Source organism: Salinivibrio sp. MA440 (assembly GCF_001996265.1).
In the GTDB taxonomy this organism is placed as follows: Bacteria; Pseudomonadota; Gammaproteobacteria; order Enterobacterales; family Vibrionaceae; genus Salinivibrio; species Salinivibrio costicola.
The window spans coordinates 49,292-71,156 of sequence record NZ_MUFI01000012.1 but is presented as its reverse complement, the minus strand read 5'-3'; the positions used below and the strand labels follow the sequence as shown (position 1 = coordinate 71,156).

Genomic DNA, 21,865 nt, shown 5'->3' with positions numbered 1-21,865 from the left:
ACCCCAAAAAGCGTAAAAAATCACTTTTAATCTCTATTTATTCATATTAGAGCAATAATTCTATCTAACCATGCAAATAACACGGTCGTCATTTACGACAAAATCCCACGATGACGAGCGCGGAAAGACCCTCTAGAAGCTAGCAAACATGAAAGCTGAAACTTTTTTTCATCTTTTGAGGTGGCTCTATGATAAGCATCAAATCCGGTAGCCAGTTTTCGCGCTAACTTGCGGTTAAGTTGACCCGATCACGCAACATTCGCTAGATTGGGTCTTTACAGTCACAGTAGGATGTAACTTTGTTACAGAATGGATACGCTATGAACGAAAAGTACTCTGCCTTAAAAAGTAACGTCAGTATGCTTGGCCATCTGCTGGGCAACACCATTGAAGATGCCCATGGCCCCGCACTTTTAGAAAAAGTTGAGGAAATTCGTCAGCTCTCAAAATCGGCTGCAGCAGGTAATCAGGATGATCATGCTAAGCTGAAAACCGTGCTGCAAAACTTACCCGCAGACCAACTGCTTCCGGTCGCCCGCGCCTTTAGCCAATTTTTGAATCTGACTAATATTGCTGAGCAATACCATACGGTGTCGCGCCAATCTGACACCCATGAGTGTAGCCCCGATGCGATTGATAACCTGCTCCGACGCGTCAGCCAAGGTGAGATTGATGCCAATGACGCGCAGAAGGCGATCGCCGATTTAAAAATTGAGTTAGTCCTGACCGCGCACCCCACTGAAATTGCGCGCCGTACCACCATTCATAACTTGGTGCAAATCAATAAATGCTTATCCAAACTCGAGCTGAGCGACTATTTAGGCGCCGACGAGCGAGCCAAAACCGAGAAACGCCTTGAACAGTTGATTGCACAAGCCTGGCATACCGATGTGATTCGCCAAGAGCGCCCGACACCGCTCGACGAGGCCAAGTGGGGCTTCGCGGTGATTGAAAATTCATTATGGCAAGCAGTGCCCGCATTTTTACGCCAATTCGATCAGCAGCTTGAGAGCCATTTAGACATCAACTTGCCCATTGATGCCAAGCCAGTACAAATTTCCTCTTGGATGGGCGGTGACCGCGACGGCAACCCGTATGTCACCAGCGAGGTCACCCGTGAAGTGATGCTGCTTTCACGCTGGAAAGCCGCCGACCTGTATTTGCGTGATGTGCAAGATCTGATCAGCGAACTGTCGATGACTCAGTGTGATGACACCGTGCGCGAGATGGCCGGCGAGGCGCACGAACCGTATCGCGCGATCTTGAAAACGCTGCGCAGTCAGCTCAATCACACATTAAGTTATTTAGATGCCAAGCTGAAAGGCGAACGCACGTCATCACAGGGCATTCTGACCGACACCCAGCAGCTGTGGCAGCCATTACTGGCGTGTTATCAGTCACTCCACCAATGCGGCATGGGCATTATTGCCGACGGTAAGTTGCTTGATTTGCTTCGCTGCGTGCAATGTTTTGGTGTTCACTTAATCAAGCTCGATATTCGCCAAGAAAGCACTCGTCATGCCGATGTGCTCTCAGAAGTGACCCGCTATTTGGGGATGGGCGATTACGCACAATGGAGCGAGCAAGACAAACAAGCCTTCTTGATCCGTGAATTGTCCTCGAAACGGCCGCTATTACCCCGTGATTGGACCCCGTCGGATGACGTCAAAGAGGTGATCGACACCTGCCGGGTGATTGCCCAGCAGCCGCGTGAAGCGCTTGGTGCCTATGTGATTTCAATGGCGAGGACCGCCTCGGACGTGCTGGCGGTACATTTGATACTCCAAGAAGCCGGCTGCCCATTCCGCATGGATGTGTGCCCGTTATTCGAAACCTTGGACGACCTGAACAACGCGGAATCAGTCATTGGCGAGCTCATGGCGATTGATTGGTACCGTGGCTTTACTCAGAACTTCCAAATGGTGATGATAGGCTATTCGGACTCAGCTAAAGATGCCGGGGTGATGGCAGCCGGTTGGGCGCAATATCGCGCCATGGAAGCACTGGTCAACTTATGCGATGACCAAGGGGTTGATTTAACCCTCTTCCATGGCCGTGGCGGCACCGTAGGCCGTGGCGGTGCGCCCGCCCATGCCGCCTTGTTGTCACAGCCCCCTCGTAGTTTAAAAGGTGGCCTCCGTGTGACCGAACAAGGCGAGATGATCCGCTTTAAACTGGGGCTGCCCGATGTCGCGGTCAACAGTTTGAACCTCTACACCAGCGCCATTTTAGAAGCTAACCTGCTACCGCCACCAGAGCCCAAACAAGAGTGGCGTGCGCTGATGGATACCTTGAGTGACATTTCTTGCCAAGCCTATCGCGATGTGGTTCGCGGCCATGAGCAATTTGTGCCTTACTTCCGCTCCACCACACCAGAGCTTGAGTTAGGCAAATTGCCACTGGGATCGCGCCCTTCCAAACGTAACCCCAATGGTGGTGTCGAGAGCTTACGGGCAATTCCTTGGATTTTCGCCTGGAGTCAAAATCGCCTCTTACTTCCAGCTTGGCTGGGCGCTGGACAAGCGATCGATCATGCCATTTCCAAAGGCCATAAAGCCCAGCTAGAAGAAATGTGTCGTGAGTGGCCATTCTTCTCCACCCGGCTTGGCATGCTGGAGATGGTGTTTACCAAAACCAACCTCGATATTGCCAAATACTATGATCAGCGTTTGGTCGATGAAAGCCTCTGGCCTTTGGGTGAATCACTCCGCGATCAATTACGCCAAGACATTCAAGTGATTTTGGCGGTGGAAAACAGCGATAACCTGATGGAGCAAAACCCATGGGGCGCTGAGGCGATTCGCTTACGTAATATTTACGTCGAGCCACTGAATATGCTGCAAGCTGAGCTGTTATACCGTACACGGCAATGTGAAGAGGACGATCAGTCGCTTGACGATGCCTTGATGATCTCCATCGCGGGCATTGCCGCAGGCCTGCGTAACACTGGCTAATCGACTCAAGCCGTACCCTCGGGTGCGGCTTTTTTTTTGTATCAAGCGAGCGAATAGAAACCGACGCACACGCGAGATTTTTTATCCATAGCCACGTCTAAGGCTTGCTGTTACATTGATAGTATTATTACTATGGAAGGTCGCGGTGACGCGATTTAACAACGCAAAGGAAAACGCAAAGGAATTGCCATGAAAGACGAAACCCTCTCGATTCATCACGGTTATCAGACCGATCCGACCACCAAATCAGTCGCTACCCCCATCTATCAAACCGTCGCCTATGAGTTTGATAACGCCCAACATGGTGCTGATCTGTTTAACCTCGATGTGCCGGGCAATATCTATTCGCGGATCATGAATCCCACCAACGATGTATTAGAACAACGTGTGGCGGCATTAGAGGGCGGTATCGCAGGCCTATGCGTCAGTGCTGGCGCCGCGGCAATTACCTATGCAATCCAAACCCTGGCCAAGGCCGGTGATAACATTGTCGCCACGCCACAGCTTTACGGCGGCACCTATACGCTATTTGCCCACATGCTTCCTGAGCAAGGCATCGAGGTACGTTTTGCCCAAAGTGACGACGCCAGTGCGATTGAAGCGCTGATTGATGCCAATACCAAAGCGGTGTATTGCGAATCGGTTGGTAATCCGGCCGGCAATATTGCCGATATCCCCGGTCTTGCCAAGGTTGCCCACGCGCACGGTGTCCCTTTGGTGGTCGACAATACCGTGGCGACGCCCGTGCTATGCAAACCGATTGAACATGGCGCCGATATCGTGGTGCACTCGCTAACCAAATACATTGGCGGCCATGGCACCACCCTAGGCGGTATGATCGTTGATGGCGGCACCTTTGATTGGGTGGCACATCAAGCCCGCTTCCCGCAATTTTCACAGCCCGAGCCGGCGTATCACGGCGTGGTCTATAGCGATACCTTTGGTCCGGCGGCATTTATTGCCCGCGCGCGTACCGTGCCTTTACGTAACAGCGGCGCCGCCTTATCGCCGATGAACGCCTTTATGTTGATGCAAGGTCTCGAAACCTTGAGCCTGCGTATGGAGCGTCACTGCGAGAATGCCAAAGCGGTGGCGGATTACCTTGCCAGTCATCCAGCGGTGGCATGGGTGAACTATGCCGGTCAACAAAATCATCCTCATTACCAACGTGCCCAGTCGCTTATCCGCGGTGGACTGCCCGCATCACTGCTGTCTTTCGGCTTAAAAGGTGGCTTTGATGAGGGGGTACAGTTTTATGATGCGCTGAATGTATTTAAACGCCTGGTCAATATTGGTGATGCTAAGTCACTTGCTTGCCATCCCGCCTCTACCACCCATCGTCAACTGAATGAGCAAGAGCAAGCGAAAGCCGGGGTGACCCCAGAAATGATCCGTCTTTGTATCGGCATTGAGCATATTGATGACATCATTGCCGACCTTGAACAAGCATTGAGTGCAGTAAAATAGCCCGAGATAGGCGACTCATGCGAACCGATTGTCATAAATAAATGTGGATATAAAAGATGTCACTTCCCCATGTCATACTGACGGTACTCAGCAACTGCGAAGCCACGGGTTATGATATTACCAAGGCGTTTTCTACCACTATCAGTAATGTGTGGAAAGCCAGCCATCAACAGGTATATCGTGAACTGACTAAGCTCGCCGAGCGAGGTGCTGTGACCTATCGACTTGAGCCGCAAGTCGGCAAACCAGATAGAAAAGTCTATGCCATCACCCCTGTCGGCACCGAGGTGTTAGAGGCGTGGTTTATCCAAGCGCCTAAGCTGGCCCCGCCTCGCGACGAGTACGTCGCACGCCTACTCAGCTGTGAGGTCTTGGATCCCGCGCCGATGCTCGAGCATATCAATAACTTGATTGCGGAATCACAACAACTACTTAATCATTATGCTCTGCTTGAGCAGCGTGATTACGGTCAATCCACATCATTAACGCAACAGCAACGCCTCATGCGATTAGCATTACGACGCAGCATTCATCAACGTCGCGCTTGGATGGCCTGGGCGCAAGAAGTGCGCGATGAGCTTACGATGCTGGCCGCCAGCGCCTAATCAAAACAATAAACACAACTCGCAACCTAGGCGCCCCACGAAACGGGGCGCTTTTTTTGGCTAAAGGTAAACCGGTTTAGCGGTTTAGCGGTTTAGCTAAGGTGCGACAGCCAATGGGCGAACCCCCAAAGTATGGCAAAGTGCATAGGTCAATTCGGCCCGATTGAGGGTATAAAAATGAAAATCTTTTACTCCTTCACGGCTGAGCACGCGCACCATATCGATAGCAATCGAGGCACCGACCATCTGCCGGGTCACAGGGTCATCCTCAAGACCTTGATACTGTTTGTGCATCCACTGTGGGACACGCACATGCGTCATTTGCGCAAACCGAGAAGCTTGCTTAAAGTTGGAGACGGGCAAAATCCCCGGCACAATCTCGACATCAATCCCCGCCGCCACACAGCGGTCACGAAAACGTAGGTAGCTTTCCACATCAAAGAAAAACTGGGTAATGGCACGATTGGCACCGGCATCGACTTTCCGTTTCAGATTAATGAGATCCGCTTGCGCACTTTTCGCTTCCGGGTGAACTTCAGGATAAGCGGCGACAGAAATATCAAAGTCATGTTCTTCTTTGAGCAACCGCACCAAGTCCGCCGCATACATAGTCGGCTTTTTCTCCGGCGACGGTAAGTCTCCGCGCAAAGCCACAATGTCACGAATACCATTTTGCCAGTAGTCACGGGCAATATGGCGCAGCTCATCTTCAGTGGCATCGATACAGGTTAGATGGGGCGCCGCCGCGACCCCCGTTTGATCATGAATACTTTTCACGATGTCATGGGTGCGATCACGCTCACCAGAATTGGCGCCATAAGTCACTGACATAAACTTAGGTTTAAGCCCTTTGAGGCGGTGCACGGAATTCCAGAGGGTTTCTTCCATACTGGGCGTGCTGGGCGGAAAAAACTCAAATGAGACGTTAATATCACCGTCTAAGTCGGCAATATTCTGATTAAGTGCATCAATGTGGCCTGCGTGCGTATAGCTCATACCCTCTCCCTGCAACCGGTTTTATTCGCGATGATGTGCGTTTTTGGTTTATACGTTTAGACGTCCATATGTCTAAAGGTTGTCGTTATCTGGGTGAAATGTCAACGATCTCAGCCATGAAAAGAACTCATAGTATTATGAAGATAGTCAACATGCAGGAAGCCACCGAGAGCAGCAGCCAAAAGCGCGTCATATAACGTGATCTTCAGATAAAAAAAAGCTGTCTTATGTGGAGTAAGACAGCTTTCACGTTTGCGAAGATCACGTTTACTAAAAGGACATTAGTGAAGACGCCCAATTAAGCGATTCAGATCAGATTGTATCGCCCCAGCGGTGACATCACGCCCCGCTCCCGGTCCGCGGATCACTAATGGATTTTCACGATACCATTGGCTTTCAATCGCAAACACATTATCACAGGGCAGTAGATGCGCCAGCGGATGCTCACTCGGTAAGGTTTCTAAGCTCACCTGCGCATTACCATTGGCTTCTAGACGCGCCACATAGCGCAACACGGCGCGATCTCGCTGCGCTTTTTCCAATCGCTCCTGTAAACACGCATCCATTTGATGGGCGTTATCGAGAAACGCATCTAACGACAAAGATTGCAGCGCTGGCGGTATCAGTGACTCAACATTGACCTGCTCGGGCTCCAATGACAGGCCCGCCTCCCTTGCGAGAATCACTAATTTACGCACCACGTCGGCACCCGACAGATCGTCACGCGGATCAGGTTCAGTTAGCCCTTGCTGCCATGCCTGTTCAAGTAAAGCACTGAACGGGACCTCGCCGGTGAATTGCAAAAAAAGCCAGGATAACGTGCCGGAAAAGATCCCTGAGAGTGCGAGGATATGATCACCGCTTTCACGTAAGTCTTGAACCGCATAGTTAATCGGCAGCCCAGCGCCTACCGTGGCGTTATATAACCAATGGCGCCCCGTTTTCGCAAACGCATGTTGAATCGCATGGTATTGTTCGGCCGGTGCCGCGCCGGCTTCTTTGTTGGCGGAGATTAAATGAAAACCATGCTCGGCGAGACGCGGATAGAGAGCTGCCAGTGAGGTATTGGCAGTGACATCCAAAATCACCACATCATCATAAGGATGATTCAATAAGCGTGTTAACCATTCATCATCAAAGTATGGCGTGCCATTGTCATCAAAGTCATCCCTGATCTGCATTGGATCGATGCCAGCAAAATCTAACCATTGATTACGACTATCTACCACAGAAATCAGCGACACCTCCTTGCCATGACGCTTTTCGAGGTGCGATTTTTGCTCGGCAAACAAGCTGAGCCAACGCGCGCCAATGTTTCCTTTTCCTACCAACACCAAGCCAATGCGACGTTGGGCTTGGAACAGCGCATCATGCAAGCTGGCCACAAGGGCAGGCGTATGCACTTGACGCAAAATCGCCACCATGCTCAGTCCAGATGCAGATTCACTGATAAACTCTACAGGCTGTGACTTCAGCTGCTGATAAAAACCATGACAGTGCACGGGATTATTGACCACGCCGGCTCCGACGGCAGCAACCATGTTAAACCCTTCGCGCAGCTTCAACTCCGCGGATGGCCCGGCATCCTGGATCTGGGCCATGACCGAGGCCACGACCTCCGCCGTAAAGGCCAGCAAGATACGATACTGATCATCTTGATAATCCGTCGCCAGTGGTTGCACTTTCAGCTGAGAGAGGATGCGGCTCAACTCTTGTTTAATTGCCTGAAAATCTTGCCCGCGGGCGACATCAAACTGCAATAGGCACACATCATCCAAAGATGTAATGATTTTTGCCCCGCGTCCGGTAGCCAGTACACGCTCTATATGGGTCGAGCCACTATCGGGGGCCTGGGTACAACGTAAGGTCAGATCGGTCGCACTTTGCGCCACTGGCTGTAAAGTACGGCTATGAAGCACGGGCGCCGCCAAGCGTGCCAATTCGCCTGCTTCATCCAATCGGATTAAGGGTAACAAGCAAGCATTCTCGACGTGGCGTGGATCCGCACTGTATACACCGGCAACATCACTCCATATAGTCACGCGGCGGACCCCCGCTAACGCACCGAGTACCGTGGCCGAATAATCTGACCCATTACGCCCCAAAAGCACGGTTTCCCCAGCTTGATTTTGCGCCATAAATCCCGTAATCACGACGTGAGATTGCGTGTGCTGAGAAAGTTGCTGCCGTAATAGTGGCCATGATGCGCCGCGATCGACCTCGGGTTGAGCCGCACGTTCCGCGCGTAAACAGTGGCGCGAGTCCAACATCACCGCCTGACGACACTGCTGATTAAGCAGCGCGGCTAATAAACGCGCCGACCAAACCTCTCCGAACCCTTGCACATCGGCTTGTACGCTGTCGCTCAGCGCTGTCTCCCCGAGCGACGCGATCGTCGCGATGTCAGCAGATAAGGCATCAACCAACTGTTGTTTGTGATCACCGTTGATCAGATTTTCAATCAAGTCTTGCTGAAAGGCACGGACGCCTTGCAAGGTCTCATGCGCCAACCGGCCATCTTTGCCCAGTTGAGCGAGCCAAGCAATGAGCTGATTGGTCGTTTTCCCCGCCGCAGAGACCACAATTAAGTCGTGCGCCTTTGCATGCCCCGTCAGCACATCGACCACACGGCGATAACAATCTGGGCTCGCTAAACTGCTGCCACCAAATTTATGCAATTGGCGTTGTGATTCGGGGGCGGTGTCCATCGGTTGCGCGTGCATGGCGAGGTCTCTCTTGGTCTCAATAAATATCAATAAAGCGGCGTGCTATGACAGCAACACCTATAGCAATCGGTTTTACTGGTTAGCTAAATGGGCGAAGGCATGCGCCAAATCGGCCACTAAGTCTTCTGCGTCTTCTAGTCCAATAGAAAAACGCAGCAACGTTGGGGTAATGCCAGCCTCGGCTTGCGCGTCATCACTCATCGCACGATGGGTCATTGATCCTGGATGCGTGACCAGACTTTCTACCCCGCCCAGCGACTCGGCAAGCGCAAATAAGGATAAGCCTTCAATAAAACGTGCGATCCCAGCGGAGTCCGTGTCCAGCTCGAGGCTGAGCATACTACCAAATCCAAACTGCTGACGGGCGGCAATGTCATGGCCTGGATGTGTCGCCAAACCGGGATAATAGAGTTGCCGCACCGCAGGGACTGTTTGCAAATAGGCTAATACCGCTTGCGTATTTTGTTGATGTTGTTTAACCCGAGCGCCCAAAGTACGCAACCCTCGCAATGTCATATAACTGTCAAAGGCGTTGCCTGTTGCGCCCAAGCAGTTGCCCCACCACGCTAATGTTGCAGCCAATTCAGGCGTCTTCGCCACTACAGCGCCACCGACAATATCAGAGTGACCATTAATAAATTTAGTAGTGGAATGCACGATGATGTCCGCACCCAGTGAAAACGGCTGTTGGAGTGCTGGCGATAAAAAGGTGTTATCGACCACCACCCATGCCCCCACTTGGTGGGCCTGTTGGCAGATTTTAGCAATATCGACCACACGCAATAGCGGATTAGAGGGTGTTTCAACTAACACCAGTTTCGGCTGTTTTACCAGCGCAGCGGTTAACGCCTGGTGATCAGATTGATCGACAAAACTGACCTGCCAAATCCCTTGCTTGGCGCGTGACTCTAACAAGCGATAGGTACCACCATAACAGTCGTGCGGTGCAACAATATGATCCCCTGCATCCAGTAAAGACAACACCAAGTTAATGGCTGCCATCCCACAGTTGGTCACCACGGCACCGGCTCCGCCCTCCAGTTCCGTTAACGCTTGCTCTAACTGAGCTCGAGTTGGATTGCCCCCACGGGCATAATCATAAGTGGGAACGTCGCCAAAAGCAGGAAAACGATAGTTGGTTGATAAATACAAAGGCGGCACAACCGCATGATGTTGCGTGTCAGTGCCAATTCCTGTTCGAACGGCAATGGTGTCGGTTTTTTTACCTGTCATGGTTCATCCTTGCTCTTGTTGCGCTGGCACGGTTTACGTGATCCAGTCGTCATCATACTACTTTACCTCTGCGCTTTTGGGACGTCAACACTTCTAGACGTCTAAACACCTTTGCATGTGGCGGTTAATATAGCTAAAATCTCCGCAGCATCATTCTGGGTATTCCATAATCAAGATAGGTGAGACATGGCGCAGTGGAACGGCGATTACATTAATCCGTATGCCGAACATGGTAAAAAGAAAGAGCAGGTAAAGAAGATCACCGTCTCTATCCCACTTAAAGTATTAAAAATTCTTACTGATGAGCGCACTCGCCGTCAGGTTCATAACCTGCGTCATGCGACCAACAGTGAGCTATTGTGTGAGGCATTTTTACATGCCTATACCGGGCAGCCTCTGCCAACCGATGACGACATCCGTAAGGATAAACCCGATAGCATTCCTGCCGAGGCACGTCGGATCATGGAAGAGTTGGGTATTGAGTTTGACGACAGTGAATACTAAACAAAAAAACCGCCATCGGCGGTTTTTTTATGGTAAGACACTGTTTTCTAATTACAACATGTTTTCTTTACAGCATGTTTTCTTTACAACATATAGTTGTCTGGCATCTCAATACGGGCTACGCCGGTTTCGACGGCCGCAAGCGCCACGGCACGTGCTACCTTGGGCAGTAAACGGGCATCCATCGGCTTGGGAATGATGTAATCCGGGCCAAAACTGAGTGAAGACAAGCCCGCGGCATCTAAGACCGATTGTGGTACAGGCTCTTTCGCCAAACCACGAATCGCTTCAACGGCGGCCAACTTCATCGCATCATTAATCTCACTGGCACGCACATCTAATGCTCCCCGGAAAATAAACGGGAAACACAAGACGTTATTCACCTGATTCGGGTAATCCGAACGCCCCGTTCCAATGATCAGATCATCCCGGACTTGGTGCGCAACCTCTGGGTTAATTTCAGGATCTGGGTTTGAGCAGGCAAACACGACAGGCTTATCCGCCATCAGTTTTAATGCCTCAGGCGAGAGCAAATCCGGGCCTGATACGCCAACAAAGAGATCCGCACCTTCAATCACATCTTCGAGGGTACGCTTATCCGTGTTATTGGCAAACAGCTGCTTATACTTGTTAATGTCTTCACGACGGGTGTGAATCACCCCTTTGCGATCCAGCATGTAAATCTTTTCGCGCTGGGCGCCACATTTAATCAATAGCTCCATACAGGCCACCGCAGCGGCACCCGCACCGAGACACACGATGGTGGCTTCACCAATATCTTTGCCTTGCAACTCGAGCGCGTTAAGCATCCCCGCAGCAGTGACAATCGCGGTACCATGTTGATCATCATGGAAGACAGGCACTTCACAGCGTTCAATCAGCTGCTTTTCGATCTCAAAACAATCTGGGGCTTTGATATCTTCAAGGTTGATACCGCCAAAGGTGTCAGCAATATTGGCTACGGTATCAACAAACTCATCGATGGTGCGGTGTTTAACTTCAATGTCGATCGAGTCCAAGCCGGCAAAACGCTTGAACAATAACGCTTTGCCTTCCATGACAGGCTTTGACGCCATCGGCCCTAAATTCCCTAACCCCAAAATCGCGGTGCCGTTTGAGATCACCGCAACCATATTGCCTTTACCGGTATAGCGATATACGGCATCCGCATCTTGGGCTATTTCACGCACAGGTTCAGCAACGCCTGGGCTGTAGGCGAGAGCAAGATCCGCCGCTGAATCAGCAGGCTTACTGAGTTCGACAGAGATTTTTCCGGGTGTAGGGTATGCATGATAATCCAGCGCTTGCTGGCGTTTATCGTCCGACATGTCGTTTTCCTAGTTATTATCGTGAAGGGGTAACCAATACCGGCAGGGAAGGATGACCGATATTAGCCAGACACTCTACAAACCACACAGGAAAGGTTTGTATAAGGGTAAAGATGGTAACGCAGCGGGGAAACGTCCACCAGTACTAACGCCGTATTCGCGATGATGCTCGGACCTGTTGTCCGAATACTAGGACGATGCGATCAAAAAAAGGGACGCTGATGCGTCCCTTCTCTATATTCGGTCAATAGCTGCTTATTTTTTGCTGCTAAGGGCACCGAAACGTTTCTTAAAGCGATCAACACGGCCACCAGCATCAAGGATACGCTGCTTACCGGTGTAGAATGGGTGACATTTGTCACACACGTCTAGGTTGATGTTTTTACCTAGGGTTGTGCTGAACGCAAATTCGTTACCGCAAGAGCATTTTGCTGTGACGGCTTTGTACTCTGGATGGATACCAGCTTTCATAGGGATAACCTCATTTTAAAGGCCGTGTCGCTCTCCCGATCCTAAGCCGGGCACCACACGTCGTTAACAAATATTTTCTAAGGCGCGCAATTCTAATCAAGCCCCCTCGGTTTCGCAACTTTTTTGTGCAATCACCACGCCGCGTCACCGTACAACAAGGCTTTGCCAACCGAAGGCGAACCGTTACACTGAGCCCCCTTCTGGTCAATAAGATGTTGTGATGGAACAGTTTGCTCAGGTGGCCCTACCGGTCCCGTTAGCGAAAACTTTTGATTACCGAATCGGTGAGAATCAACACCCCATCATCGGTGGGCGGGTAAAAGTGCCCTTTGGCCGCCAGCACAAGGTTGGCATTGTCACCGGCTTATCCGCAACCGCCAGTGTGGACGCGAGCCAACTCAAGGTGCTCGATGCCGTATTGGATACCCAACCGGTTTGGACGCCCGGCGTCTATCATTTACTCCACTGGGCAAGCCGCTTTTATCATCATCCGCTAGGGGATGCGATGGGCGCTGTGATGCCAACCCTGCTTCGAAAAGGACGCCCTGCGGCATTACAACAGCAAAAATGGTGGCAAATTACCGAGTCAGGACAAAACCAACCCCTCTCGGGCCTGAGCCGTGCCCCTAAACAAGCTCGGGTGTTGCAGTTGCTCACACACGGCCCTGCCACCCATGCCGACTTGATCGAACAAGACATCGGCGCACCGGTGCTAAAAACCGTGGCCGAAAAAGGTTGGATAGCCCCCTACACACCACCGCTAAACGCTCAAGCCTGGCAACCGCATTTTGCCGTCACCGAAGACAAACCGGCACTCAACCATGAACAGGCGATGGCGGTTGCCACCATCAATGCCAATGACGGCTTTGCTTGTGCTTTACTCGAGGGGATCACCGGTTCAGGGAAGACAGAGGTCTACCTAAACGTGCTCGAACCTGTGCTTGCTCGCGGTGAACAAGCCTTAATTTTGGTACCAGAAATCGGCCTCACCCCACAAACCATTCGCCGGTTTGAGCGCCGCTTTCATGTCCCGGTAACCGTGATGCATTCAGGCTTAAATGATAACGATCGACTAAAAGCCTGGTTAGCCGCGCGCGAGAATCAAGCAGCAATCGTCATTGGTACACGGTCTGCCCTGTTCACGCCGATGGCTAATTTAGGCATCATCATTATTGACGAAGAGCATGACCCCTCGTATAAACAGCAAGATAGCTTTCGTTATCATGCCCGAGACTTAGCGGTTATGCGTGGTCATGAAGAAAAAGTGCCGGTGATACTCGGTTCTGCCACCCCTTCTTTGGAAAGCTTGCATAACGCAAAAACCGGTAAATATCAGTACCTCAAGCTGACTCAGCGTCCAGGTAATGCGGTGACCGCACGTCAGGGAATACTCGATATTAAGGGCCATTACCTCGACGCTGGATTATCCGCGCCGTTGATCGCCGAAATGCGCCAGCACCTACAACAAGGCAATCAGGTCATGTTGTTTTTAAATCGCCGTGGCTATGCGCCCGCCATGATGTGCCACGAGTGTGGCTGGCTCGCGAATTGTCAACGTTGTGATGCTTACTACACCCTTCACCAGCAACAGCAAGAATTGCGTTGTCATCATTGTGGCCACCAAAAACCCGTTCCGCACCAGTGTCACGATTGTGGCTCCACCCAGTTAATCAGTGTCGGCGTGGGCACCGAGCAGCTTGAAGGCCAGTTGGGCGGGCTCTTTCCTGAGTATAAAACCGTGCGTATTGATCGCGACAATACCCGCCGTAAGGGCAGCTTGGAAACCTACCTTAATGGCATAGAAAAGGGCGAATATCAGATCCTACTGGGCACACAAATGCTCGCTAAGGGCCATCATTTTCCCAATGTCACCCTAGTGGCGTTAGTTGATGTCGACGGTGCCTTGTTTAGTAATGACTTTCGCGCGCCTGAACGGTTGGCGCAACTGATGGTGCAAGTCGCCGGCCGCGCCGGTCGCGCCAGCAAGCCAGGGACGGTGCTATTACAAACGCACCATCCCGAGCATAGCCTGATCCAATCGCTGGTGCACAAAGGCTATCAAGCCTTTGCGGAGTCGGCGCTCACTGAACGCCGCCAAGCTTGGCTTCCGCCCTATACGTTCTTAAGTTTATTTCGCGCCGAAGGCCATGAAGAAAACAGTGTGCAGCAGTTTTTACAACAAGTACGTCAAACGCTCGCTGCCTCCCCCATTCAACACGATGAAAGCCATATCATGGGCCCTATGCCCGCAGCGATGGCCAAACGCGCGGGCCGTTATCGCTGGCAATTATTAATCCAAGCCCCAAGTCGAAAAGTGATGCAGCAGTGGCTAATGGTGGCTCTTCCTGCAGTCCATCAATTACCCCTTTCGCGCAAAGTACGTTGGTCTTTAGATGTCGAGCCGCAAGACCTTTCTTAATACTCCCTTGCCGTAAGTCGACACAAGTCACACTTTCATTGCAATAAGTGTTAGCTTGTCCGTATTTAAATTGGACAAGCATAGGTAAAATAGGGCCGCAATTGGCTAAGAAAACAGGTCAGATGAGCTAATAACTGTTTGATCTCACAATATAGATAACAAGAGGACTGTCATTATGGCGACAATGAAGGACGTTGCCCACATTGCCGGTGTATCCACAGCAACGGTATCGCGCGCGCTGATGAACCCAGAGAAGGTGTCAGCCAGCACGCGTAAAAAAGTTGAACATGCTGTGGTTGAAGCTGGTTATTCCCCTAATTCACTTGCGCGTAACTTGCGTCGCAATGAATCAAAAACCATCGTCGCTATTGTACCGGACATTTGTGATCCCTACTTTAGTGAGATTATTCGCGGCATTGAAGAAGCCGCCATGGAACATGGCTACCTAGTTCTACTGGGTGACAGTGCCCAGCAACACCACCGTGAAAATTCATTCGTCAATCTGGTGTTTACTAAACAAGCGGATGGCATGCTGCTGCTTGGCTCCGACGTCCCTTTTGATGTCAGCAAGCCTGAGCAAAAAAACTTACCGCCACTGGTCATGGCCTGTGAATATGCGCCCGATCTGGAATTACCGACGGTTCATATCGATAACCTTACCGCTGCCTTTGAAGCGGTTAATTATCTCACCCAAGTCGGCCATACTCGGATTGCTAACATTACCGGCGTACCGGAGACAGCATTAACGCAGTTCCGCTCACAAGGGTATCAGCAAGCGTTACATCGAGCGGGGATCACCATCAATCCAGCGTATAGCGTCGTCGGTGACTTTAGTTTTGCCTCCGGAGCGCGTGCCATCACCAACTTGCTCTCACTGCCTGAGCCACCCACTGCGGTATTCTGTCACTGCGATGTCATGGCCGTCGGCGCGATGCAACAAGCGAAACGTTTAGGCATGCGGGTCCCGCAAGATATCTCCATTGTTGGTTTTGATGATATCCAATTCGCCGAGTATTGCGATCCACCACTCACGACCGTTTCGCAGCCTCGCTATGACATTGGCCGCCAAGCCATGTTGATGCTGCTAAACACGTTACAAGGACGAGAAGTGACCCCCGGCTCCCGCCTTTTGGACGCCAAGCTGGTGATCCGTGAGAGTGTCGCCCCTCCGTCTCGGTAGTAAGACTAGTCAGCACGGGCTCAAGCCAGTAATATGAGCCCTTTACTGGCTTCTTAATTTGATTATTTGCTGTGGCAACTCGTGATTACGTTAAACGTGGCAAAGCGCCGCGTAAAAAAAATACTCGCCGCCAACCGACCAAGACGCGGGCTGGATTCCCATTTAAATGGGCGCTGCTTGCTGTCGTCTTAGTGGGTGCGTTTGCTTATGGCCTGTATTGGTTGAGCAAAACCGATGCACCGACACCCCCTTCTCCCCCCGTGTCTCACACGCAACCGGCCACGCAAAGCCAGGTAGAAAGTCTACCGAAAAAGCCCAAAGAAAAATGGAGCTACATCGAAGAGCTGGAAGGCAAGGAAGTAGAAGTGAAAGCAAAAGCGCTGCCACAATCGACCCGTCCTTACCTCATGCAATGCGGTGCTTACCGCAGCCAAGGGCAGGCTAATGAACGTAAAGCGATCATTGCGTTTCAAGGGCTAGAAAGCCAAATCAAGGTAAGCCCTGGTGAGAAAGGCACTTGGTATCGTGTGGTGCTTGGCCCTTACCCGCGCAAGCGCCAAGCAGAGAAAGATCGCAATATGCTGCGTCGCGCCGGTGTCGAACCTTGTGCTATTTGGTATTGGGAATAGCGAACGGGGAAAGTATTGCGCTCTCCCCTTGAAAAGTCAGCGTCAAAACCCAACCATCTAGATTAATCACCCATCTGGTGCACCAGACACAAACAAAGAGGTTCCCGTGACTACAATCGTCTCCGTCCGTCGCGAAGGTAAAGTGGTTATTGCTGGCGATGGTCAAGTATCGCTCGGCAATACCGTCATGAAAGGTAATGCACGAAAAGTTCGTCGCTTGTATAACGGCCAAGTGCTCGCTGGTTTTGCTGGCGGTACCGCAGATGCCTTTACCTTATTTGAGCGCTTTGAGCGTAAGCTTGAGCTCCACCAAGGGCACCTAACCAAAGCAGCCGTTGAGCTTGCCAAAGAATGGCGAACCGATCGCGCGCTGCGTCGCCTTGAAGCCCTACTGGCTGTCGCGGATGAAACCGCTTCCTTAATCATTACCGGTAATGGTGATGTGGTTGAGCCCGAGCGCGATCTGATTGCTATTGGCTCAGGCGGTAACTATGCGCAAGCCGCCGCCGTTGCCATGTTAGAAAACACCGAGTTAGACGCCCGCGAGATTGCAGAGAAAGCGCTAACCATCGCCGGTGATATATGTGTGTTTACAAACCAACAACACACGGTTGAAGAACTCGAGAGTAATAAACAGGATTAGTGATGTCTGAAATGACTCCACGCGAAATCGTGCACGAACTTGACCGCCATATTATTGGTCAAGACAATGCCAAACGTGCGGTGGCGATCGCACTGCGAAACCGCTGGCGCCGTATGCAACTGCCAGAAGACTTGCGTGCGGAAGTGACCCCGAAAAACATCTTGATGATTGGCCCCACCGGTGTCGGTAAAACCGAAATTGCACGTCGTCTTGCGCGATTAGCTAATGCGCCTTTTATCAAGGTAGAAGCGACCAAATTCACCGAAGTCGGCTATGTGGGTAAAGAAGTCGAGACCATTATTCGTGATCTCGCGGATGTGGCGATGAATCTGACCCAGCAGCAGGCGATGGAAAAAGTCAAATTCCGCGCCGAAGAACAAGCGGAAGATCGTATCCTCGACATCTTACTGCCTCCAGCGCGTGATGCATGGGGCCAAAACGAAGCGACCCAAGAAGATTCGTCAACACGCCAAAGCTTCCGTAAAAAATTACGCGAAGGTAAACTTGACGACAAAGAAGTGGAAGTCGATGTTGCGGCGCCGCAAATGGGCGTAGAAATCATGTCACCACCGGGCATGGAAGAAATGACCAATCAGCTGCAAGGGATGTTCCAAAACCTTGCCGGCAACAGCACTAAAAAGCGTAAGATGAAAATCAAAGACGCAATGAAGGCGCTGACCGAAGAAGAAGCGGCTAAGCTGGTCAATCAAGAAGAAATCAAAGAGCAAGCCATCCACATGGTGGAAAACAATGGCATCGTGTTCGTGGATGAAATCGATAAGATTTGTAAGTCGGGTAACACCAGTGGTGGCGATGTATCACGTGAAGGGGTACAGCGTGATCTCTTACCGTTAGTTGAAGGCAGTACGGTCTCAACCAAGCATGGCATGATCAAAACCGATCATATCCTGTTTATTGCCTCTGGTGCATTTCAGGTCTCACGTCCGTCAGATTTGATCCCGGAACTACAAGGCCGTCTCCCGATCCGCGTCGAGCTAGAAGCATTGTCAACCAATGACTTCAAACGGATTCTTACCGAGCCGAACGCCTCACTGACCCAGCAATACTCGGCACTACTCAAAACCGAGGAGATTGACTTGAGCTTTGAGCCAAGCGGTATTGATGAGCTGGCTTCCGCGGCGTGGCGAGTCAATGAGAAAACCGAAAACATCGGTGCGCGTCGTCTGCATACCTTGATGGAGCGACTGATGGAAGATGTCTCATACGAAGCCAGTGAACGCGCCGGTCAACAGGTTGTGGTTGACGCAGAATACGTCCGTAGCCACCTCGAAGAGCTGGTAGATGACGAAGACTTAAGTCGGTTTATCCTGTAGTCACGACACGTCAACTATCGAACTTAGGGCAGCAAACGCTGCCCTTTTTTGCATCAAAACTTGAGCTGGCGCAATAGGAAGCCGGATTTCGGTCGCGAACTCGTTACTCCTTGTGCTGCTTGCGTAATAATAGTGACATCGTTTTTTCGTCTCGAGGATCGCTATGCTGCACCCTACGCTCGCTATTTGGCTTGATGCTGCGCGACCCAAAACGCTGCCTTTGGCCGTGACATCCATTTTATCAGGGAGTGCGGTCGCCGCAGCGCAAGGCAACCTCTCTTGGTCTATCAGTGTCATGGCGCTGATCACCGCTTTATTCTTACAAATCCTCTCTAATCTTGCTAATGACTACGGGGATGCGATAAAAGGCACGGACAACATGACCCGTTTAGGTCCGATGCGTGCCATCCAATCGGGCAAAGTGAGCCTCGCCACCATGCGCCGCGCTCTGGCCTTCAATATTGCCCTCACCGTGTTAAGTGGCGGCGGACTGATCGCGATTGCCTGTCAGCAGCCCACCGATATTATTAGCTTTTTATTGCTCGGCCTGATGGCCATCGTCGCTTCGATCACCTATACCGTCGGCAATAAACCTTACGGCTATCGAGGCCTAGGTGATTTATCGGTGCTGATGTTTTTTGGTTGGTTAGGCGTCGCCGGGACCTACTATTTGCAAGTTGGACAGATTGACTCGCTAGTGATCTTGCCTGCGACAGCATGCGGATTGCTGGCTGTCGGCGTGCTCAACATCAACAACTTACGAGACATTGATAATGATCGTGCTTGTGGCAAACACACCCTGGTCGTGCGCTTGGGTCCCGAGCGAGGCCGCCAGTACCATGTCATCCTACTTGCCGGTGCGATTGTTTGTTACTCATTATTTGCCGCGTTGACCTTACAAGCTTGGCTGGGATGGTTGTTCTTGGCGAGTGTGCCCTTATTGGTTCGCCACGGACGCGAAGTGTATCAAACAGCGAATGCGAACGCGCTTCGGCCAATGATGGGCAACATGGTGCGCTGCGCCTTAGTGACTAATGGGCTATTTATGACTGGGATGCTGTTAGTCTAATAAAGACACAGATTAGCCGCTTTGTCATTGCAAACCCTTTTTGCCCCGTTATACTTGGACTTGCCATGTTGGCAGCGCAAGCTTGTCAGCCTTTTTCTGCCTCAACAAGAAGTTAGACTATGGAATACAATACCTCGGAACTATGCGACATGTACCCCGACCAAGTGGATGTCGTGGAGCCAATGTTTAGCTCTTATGGGGGCCGCAGCTCGTTTGGTGGCCAAATTACCACGGTAAAATGCTTCGAAGATACAGGCTTAATTCGCGAGATGGCCGAGCAAGACGGCGAGCAGCGGATTATGTTGATCGATGGCGGTGGCTCGTTACGTCGCGCATTAATTGATGGCGAGATTGCACAGCTCGCGGCAGATAACGACTGGGCTGGCATGATTGTCTATGGCTGCGTGCGCGACGTGGATACTATCGATGAAATCGACATAGGTATCCAGGCCTTGGCCTCTATCCCTGTGGGCGCTGATGAACAAGGCACCGGTGAAACCGACATCCCCGTGAACTTTGGCGGCGTCACCTTTTTGCCGGATGACCATGTCTATGCGGACACCACTGGCGTCATCTTATCGCCGGATCCGCTCAGCATCACCGAAGTCGACGAAGAAGACGATGATCTCGACGAGGATTAGTGGCGTCAGTTGACCGATAAAAAACAGAGCCCATCGGCTCTGTTTTTGGTTTATTCAACGCTCTCGATCTTACCGAGTAAGCTGCGGATACGATTCTGCCAAGCTTCTTGCTCTTCTTTTAACTTGGCGTTTTCTTGCGCTAATTGCTCACGGCTTTCTTTTTCAGCCACTGCATCTTGCTCCAGCGACCCGTTCTTTTCTTTGAGCTCTTCGATTTCCATTTGTAGCAGCGAAATCGTATCCACCGCCATTTGTACTTTAGCTTCGAGTTGTTCTAATACTTCCAATGACATCAAGGCCACCTTATTTCTGACGATTGATCCCGTTACTGCTTATCCGGCAGTAACCCGTGCAACAGGTGTGCACCCCGACTTTATTGTACTCAGGTGGTGTCAGACTGCCACTATTCTCACTACCTATGCATGGACAAGTGCGCAAAAATGCAGCGACTTCGCCAACTATCGCACGGCGAAGATAAAAATCACCGCCGCACTCGTCACGCAAACGTTTTCTATTTCTGGTAAACTGCGCGCAAATTAGGCTAACGCCTGTCTTAATGTGGCTGACATTCCGGAGTACTCATGAAACGTGATCTCGCATTGGCTTTTTCTCGCGTCACCGAAGGCGCCGCTCTCGCGGGTTATAAGTGGTTGGGAAGAGGGGACAAAAACGCAGCCGATGGCGCAGCGGTTGAGGTAATGCGTACCTTGCTAAATCTGACCGAGATTGACGGTGAAGTCGTCATCGGTGAAGGGGAAATCGACGATGCCCCCATGCTATATATTGGCGAGCAAGTCGGCTTGGGCGGTGAAGCGGTTGATATTGCCGTTGATCCGATTGAAGGCACACGCATGACAGCAATGGGTCAGGCCAATGCCTTGGCAGTGCTGGCCGCTGGAGAAAAGGGTAGCTTTTTAAAAGCGCCAGATATGTACATGGAAAAATTAGTGGTGGGGCCTGGCGCCAAAGGTATGATTGACCTCAATAAGCCCCTGCTTGAAAATCTCAAGAATGTCGCCATTGCGCTCGGAAAAACCCTCGACACCCTCGTCGTCGCCACCTTAGCAAAACCTCGTCATGATGCCATTATTGCCAGTATGCAAGCGCAAGGGATCCGAGTATTCGCCTTTCCAGATGGTGATGTAGCTGCTTCTATTCTAACCTGCATGCCAGAAAGTGAAGTGGATGTTATGGTTGGGATCGGCGGTGCGCCAGAGGGGGTCGTCTCTGCGGCCGTGATCCGTGCACTAGGCGGGGACATGCAAGGCCGTTTGCTCCCTCGACACGATGTGAAAGGTGACACCCCAGAGAATCGTATTTACGGAGAGCAAGAGCTGGCCCGGTGTCAACAAATGGGGATTCAAGCCCGCCAAGTCCTCACGCTGTCACAGATGGCCAGTAGCGATAATGTTGTCTTCGCCGCGACCGGCATCACCAAAGGCGACCTACTTGATGGGATCAGCCGACAGGGCGATCTGGCCACGACAGAAACCCTGGTGGTACGTGGTCAATGTCGGACCATTCGCCGTATTCGCTCGACCCACTATTTAAGCCGTAAAGATGAAGCGATCAAACCGCACATCTTATAATCTTCACATTGATGAGTGTAGCCTCTGACTGGTCAAATCCATTGATTTCGATTACCCTTTTATAAATACTTTACTTT

Annotated in this window: 18 protein-coding genes; 12 read left to right on the top strand and 6 right to left on the bottom strand. The window is 51.3% G+C overall.

Annotation, left to right across the window (positions count from 1 at the left end; genetic code table 11):
- The first annotated feature begins 320 nt into the window (after window positions 1-320).
- The 3 genes from ppc (at window position 321) to BZG80_RS05860 (ending at window position 5,026) form a co-directional block, all read left to right on the top strand.
- A complete protein-coding gene (ppc, locus tag BZG80_RS05870) occupies window positions 321-2,954 on the top strand; it encodes a phosphoenolpyruvate carboxylase (RefSeq protein WP_077461540.1) in 2,634 nt (877 codons plus the stop codon).
- A 189-nt stretch (window positions 2,955-3,143) separates the two neighbouring features.
- Window positions 3,144-4,421 (top strand): O-acetylhomoserine aminocarboxypropyltransferase/cysteine synthase family protein, encoded by a 1,278-nt coding sequence (locus BZG80_RS05865; RefSeq protein ID WP_077676550.1) that lies wholly within the window; start codon window positions 3,144-3,146, stop codon window positions 4,419-4,421.
- A gap of 56 nt (window positions 4,422-4,477) precedes the next feature.
- Window positions 4,478-5,026 carry a PadR family transcriptional regulator gene (locus tag BZG80_RS05860; protein ID WP_077660328.1) on the top strand — a complete coding sequence of 183 codons (549 nt, stop codon included), beginning with the start codon at window positions 4,478-4,480 and terminating at the stop codon, window positions 5,024-5,026.
- A gap of 96 nt (window positions 5,027-5,122) precedes the next feature.
- Here BZG80_RS05860 and metF read toward each other — a convergent pair whose 3' ends face one another.
- From metF to metB, 3 genes are all read right to left on the bottom strand, one after another.
- Window positions 5,123-6,022 carry a methylenetetrahydrofolate reductase gene (gene metF, locus BZG80_RS05855; protein WP_077678945.1) on the bottom strand — a complete coding sequence of 300 codons (900 nt, stop codon included), beginning with the start codon at window positions 6,020-6,022 and terminating at the stop codon, window positions 5,123-5,125.
- A gap of 281 nt (window positions 6,023-6,303) precedes the next feature.
- Complete coding sequence (locus BZG80_RS05850) at window positions 6,304-8,745, bottom strand: bifunctional aspartate kinase/homoserine dehydrogenase II (RefSeq protein ID WP_077678944.1); 2,442 nt, start codon at window positions 8,743-8,745, stop codon at window positions 6,304-6,306.
- A 75-nt stretch (window positions 8,746-8,820) separates the two neighbouring features.
- A complete protein-coding gene (metB, locus tag BZG80_RS05845) occupies window positions 8,821-9,981 on the bottom strand; it encodes a cystathionine gamma-synthase (protein WP_077678943.1) in 1,161 nt (386 codons plus the stop codon).
- A 186-nt stretch (window positions 9,982-10,167) separates the two neighbouring features.
- Here metB and metJ point away from each other — a divergent pair, with 186 nt between their 5' ends.
- Window positions 10,168-10,485, top strand: a complete 318-nt coding sequence (gene metJ, locus BZG80_RS05840) for a met regulon transcriptional regulator MetJ (protein ID WP_025673335.1) — start codon at window positions 10,168-10,170, stop codon at window positions 10,483-10,485.
- 83 nt (window positions 10,486-10,568) lie between these two features.
- On the opposite strand, the gene BZG80_RS05835 is transcribed toward metJ, so the two are convergent.
- On the bottom strand, window positions 10,569-11,813 hold the full coding sequence (locus tag BZG80_RS05835) for a malic enzyme-like NAD(P)-binding protein (protein ID WP_077678942.1): 1,245 nt from the start codon (window positions 11,811-11,813) through the stop codon (window positions 10,569-10,571).
- Window positions 11,814-12,068: 255 nt separating this feature from the next.
- Window positions 12,069-12,284 carry a 50S ribosomal protein L31 gene (gene rpmE, locus BZG80_RS05830; protein WP_077461534.1) on the bottom strand — a complete coding sequence of 72 codons (216 nt, stop codon included), beginning with the start codon at window positions 12,282-12,284 and terminating at the stop codon, window positions 12,069-12,071.
- A 220-nt stretch (window positions 12,285-12,504) separates the two neighbouring features.
- Between rpmE and priA the strand changes: the two genes are divergently transcribed.
- The 7 genes from priA (at window position 12,505) to rraA (ending at window position 20,199) form a co-directional block, all read left to right on the top strand.
- Window positions 12,505-14,703, top strand: coding sequence for a primosomal protein N' (priA, locus tag BZG80_RS05825; RefSeq protein WP_108744105.1), 2,199 nt, complete (start codon window positions 12,505-12,507; stop codon window positions 14,701-14,703).
- Between the two features lie 151 nt (window positions 14,704-14,854).
- Window positions 14,855-15,883, top strand: a complete 1,029-nt coding sequence (gene cytR / locus BZG80_RS05820) for a DNA-binding transcriptional regulator CytR (RefSeq protein ID WP_269087430.1) — start codon at window positions 14,855-14,857, stop codon at window positions 15,881-15,883.
- Window positions 15,884-15,954: 71 nt separating this feature from the next.
- Complete coding sequence (locus BZG80_RS05815; protein WP_077461532.1) at window positions 15,955-16,512, top strand: SPOR domain-containing protein; 558 nt, start codon at window positions 15,955-15,957, stop codon at window positions 16,510-16,512.
- Window positions 16,513-16,618: 106 nt separating this feature from the next.
- Window positions 16,619-17,155, top strand: a complete 537-nt coding sequence (gene hslV / locus BZG80_RS05810) for an ATP-dependent protease subunit HslV (RefSeq protein ID WP_077577212.1) — start codon at window positions 16,619-16,621, stop codon at window positions 17,153-17,155.
- Window positions 17,156-17,157: 2 nt separating this feature from the next.
- Window positions 17,158-18,489, top strand: a complete 1,332-nt coding sequence (hslU, locus tag BZG80_RS05805; protein ID WP_025744240.1) for an HslU--HslV peptidase ATPase subunit — start codon at window positions 17,158-17,160, stop codon at window positions 18,487-18,489.
- Between the two features lie 163 nt (window positions 18,490-18,652).
- Window positions 18,653-19,558 carry a 1,4-dihydroxy-2-naphthoate polyprenyltransferase gene (locus tag BZG80_RS05800; RefSeq protein WP_077660335.1) on the top strand — a complete coding sequence of 302 codons (906 nt, stop codon included), beginning with the start codon at window positions 18,653-18,655 and terminating at the stop codon, window positions 19,556-19,558.
- 119 nt (window positions 19,559-19,677) lie between these two features.
- Window positions 19,678-20,199: a ribonuclease E activity regulator RraA gene (rraA, locus tag BZG80_RS05795; RefSeq protein ID WP_077646523.1), complete on the top strand. Its 522-nt coding sequence runs from the start codon at window positions 19,678-19,680 to the stop codon at window positions 20,197-20,199.
- Window positions 20,200-20,249: 50 nt separating this feature from the next.
- On the opposite strand, the gene zapB is transcribed toward rraA, so the two are convergent.
- Window positions 20,250-20,492, bottom strand: a complete 243-nt coding sequence (gene zapB, locus BZG80_RS05790) for a cell division protein ZapB (protein ID WP_025744238.1) — start codon at window positions 20,490-20,492, stop codon at window positions 20,250-20,252.
- A gap of 288 nt (window positions 20,493-20,780) precedes the next feature.
- Here zapB and glpX point away from each other — a divergent pair, with 288 nt between their 5' ends.
- Window positions 20,781-21,788: a class II fructose-bisphosphatase gene (glpX, locus tag BZG80_RS05785; RefSeq protein WP_077678940.1), complete on the top strand. Its 1,008-nt coding sequence runs from the start codon at window positions 20,781-20,783 to the stop codon at window positions 21,786-21,788.
- Window positions 21,789-21,865: the final 77 nt, after the last annotated feature.

Bases quoted from the DNA above. Each gene is read 5' to 3' on its own strand.
- ppc (WP_077461540.1), top strand. From the start codon at position 321: ATGAACGAAAAGTACTCTGCCTTAAAAAGTAACGTCAGTATGCTTGGC.
- BZG80_RS05865 (WP_077676550.1), top strand. From the start codon at position 3,144: ATGAAAGACGAAACCCTCTCGATTCATCACGGTTATCAGACCGATCCG.
- BZG80_RS05860 (WP_077660328.1), top strand. From the start codon at position 4,478: ATGTCACTTCCCCATGTCATACTGACGGTACTCAGCAACTGCGAAGCC.
- metF (WP_077678945.1), bottom strand. From the start codon at position 6,022: ATGAGCTATACGCACGCAGGCCACATTGATGCACTTAATCAGAATATT.
- BZG80_RS05850 (WP_077678944.1), bottom strand. From the start codon at position 8,745: ATGCACGCGCAACCGATGGACACCGCCCCCGAATCACAACGCCAATTG.
- metB (WP_077678943.1), bottom strand. From the start codon at position 9,981: ATGACAGGTAAAAAAACCGACACCATTGCCGTTCGAACAGGAATTGGC.
- metJ (WP_025673335.1), top strand. From the start codon at position 10,168: ATGGCGCAGTGGAACGGCGATTACATTAATCCGTATGCCGAACATGGT.
- BZG80_RS05835 (WP_077678942.1), bottom strand. From the start codon at position 11,813: ATGTCGGACGATAAACGCCAGCAAGCGCTGGATTATCATGCATACCCT.
- rpmE (WP_077461534.1), bottom strand. From the start codon at position 12,284: ATGAAAGCTGGTATCCATCCAGAGTACAAAGCCGTCACAGCAAAATGC.
- priA (WP_108744105.1), top strand. From the start codon at position 12,505: ATGGAACAGTTTGCTCAGGTGGCCCTACCGGTCCCGTTAGCGAAAACT.
- hslU (WP_025744240.1), top strand. From the start codon at position 17,158: ATGTCTGAAATGACTCCACGCGAAATCGTGCACGAACTTGACCGCCAT.
- BZG80_RS05800 (WP_077660335.1), top strand. From the start codon at position 18,653: ATGCTGCACCCTACGCTCGCTATTTGGCTTGATGCTGCGCGACCCAAA.
- rraA (WP_077646523.1), top strand. From the start codon at position 19,678: ATGGAATACAATACCTCGGAACTATGCGACATGTACCCCGACCAAGTG.
- zapB (WP_025744238.1), bottom strand. From the start codon at position 20,492: ATGTCATTGGAAGTATTAGAACAACTCGAAGCTAAAGTACAAATGGCG.
- glpX (WP_077678940.1), top strand. From the start codon at position 20,781: ATGAAACGTGATCTCGCATTGGCTTTTTCTCGCGTCACCGAAGGCGCC.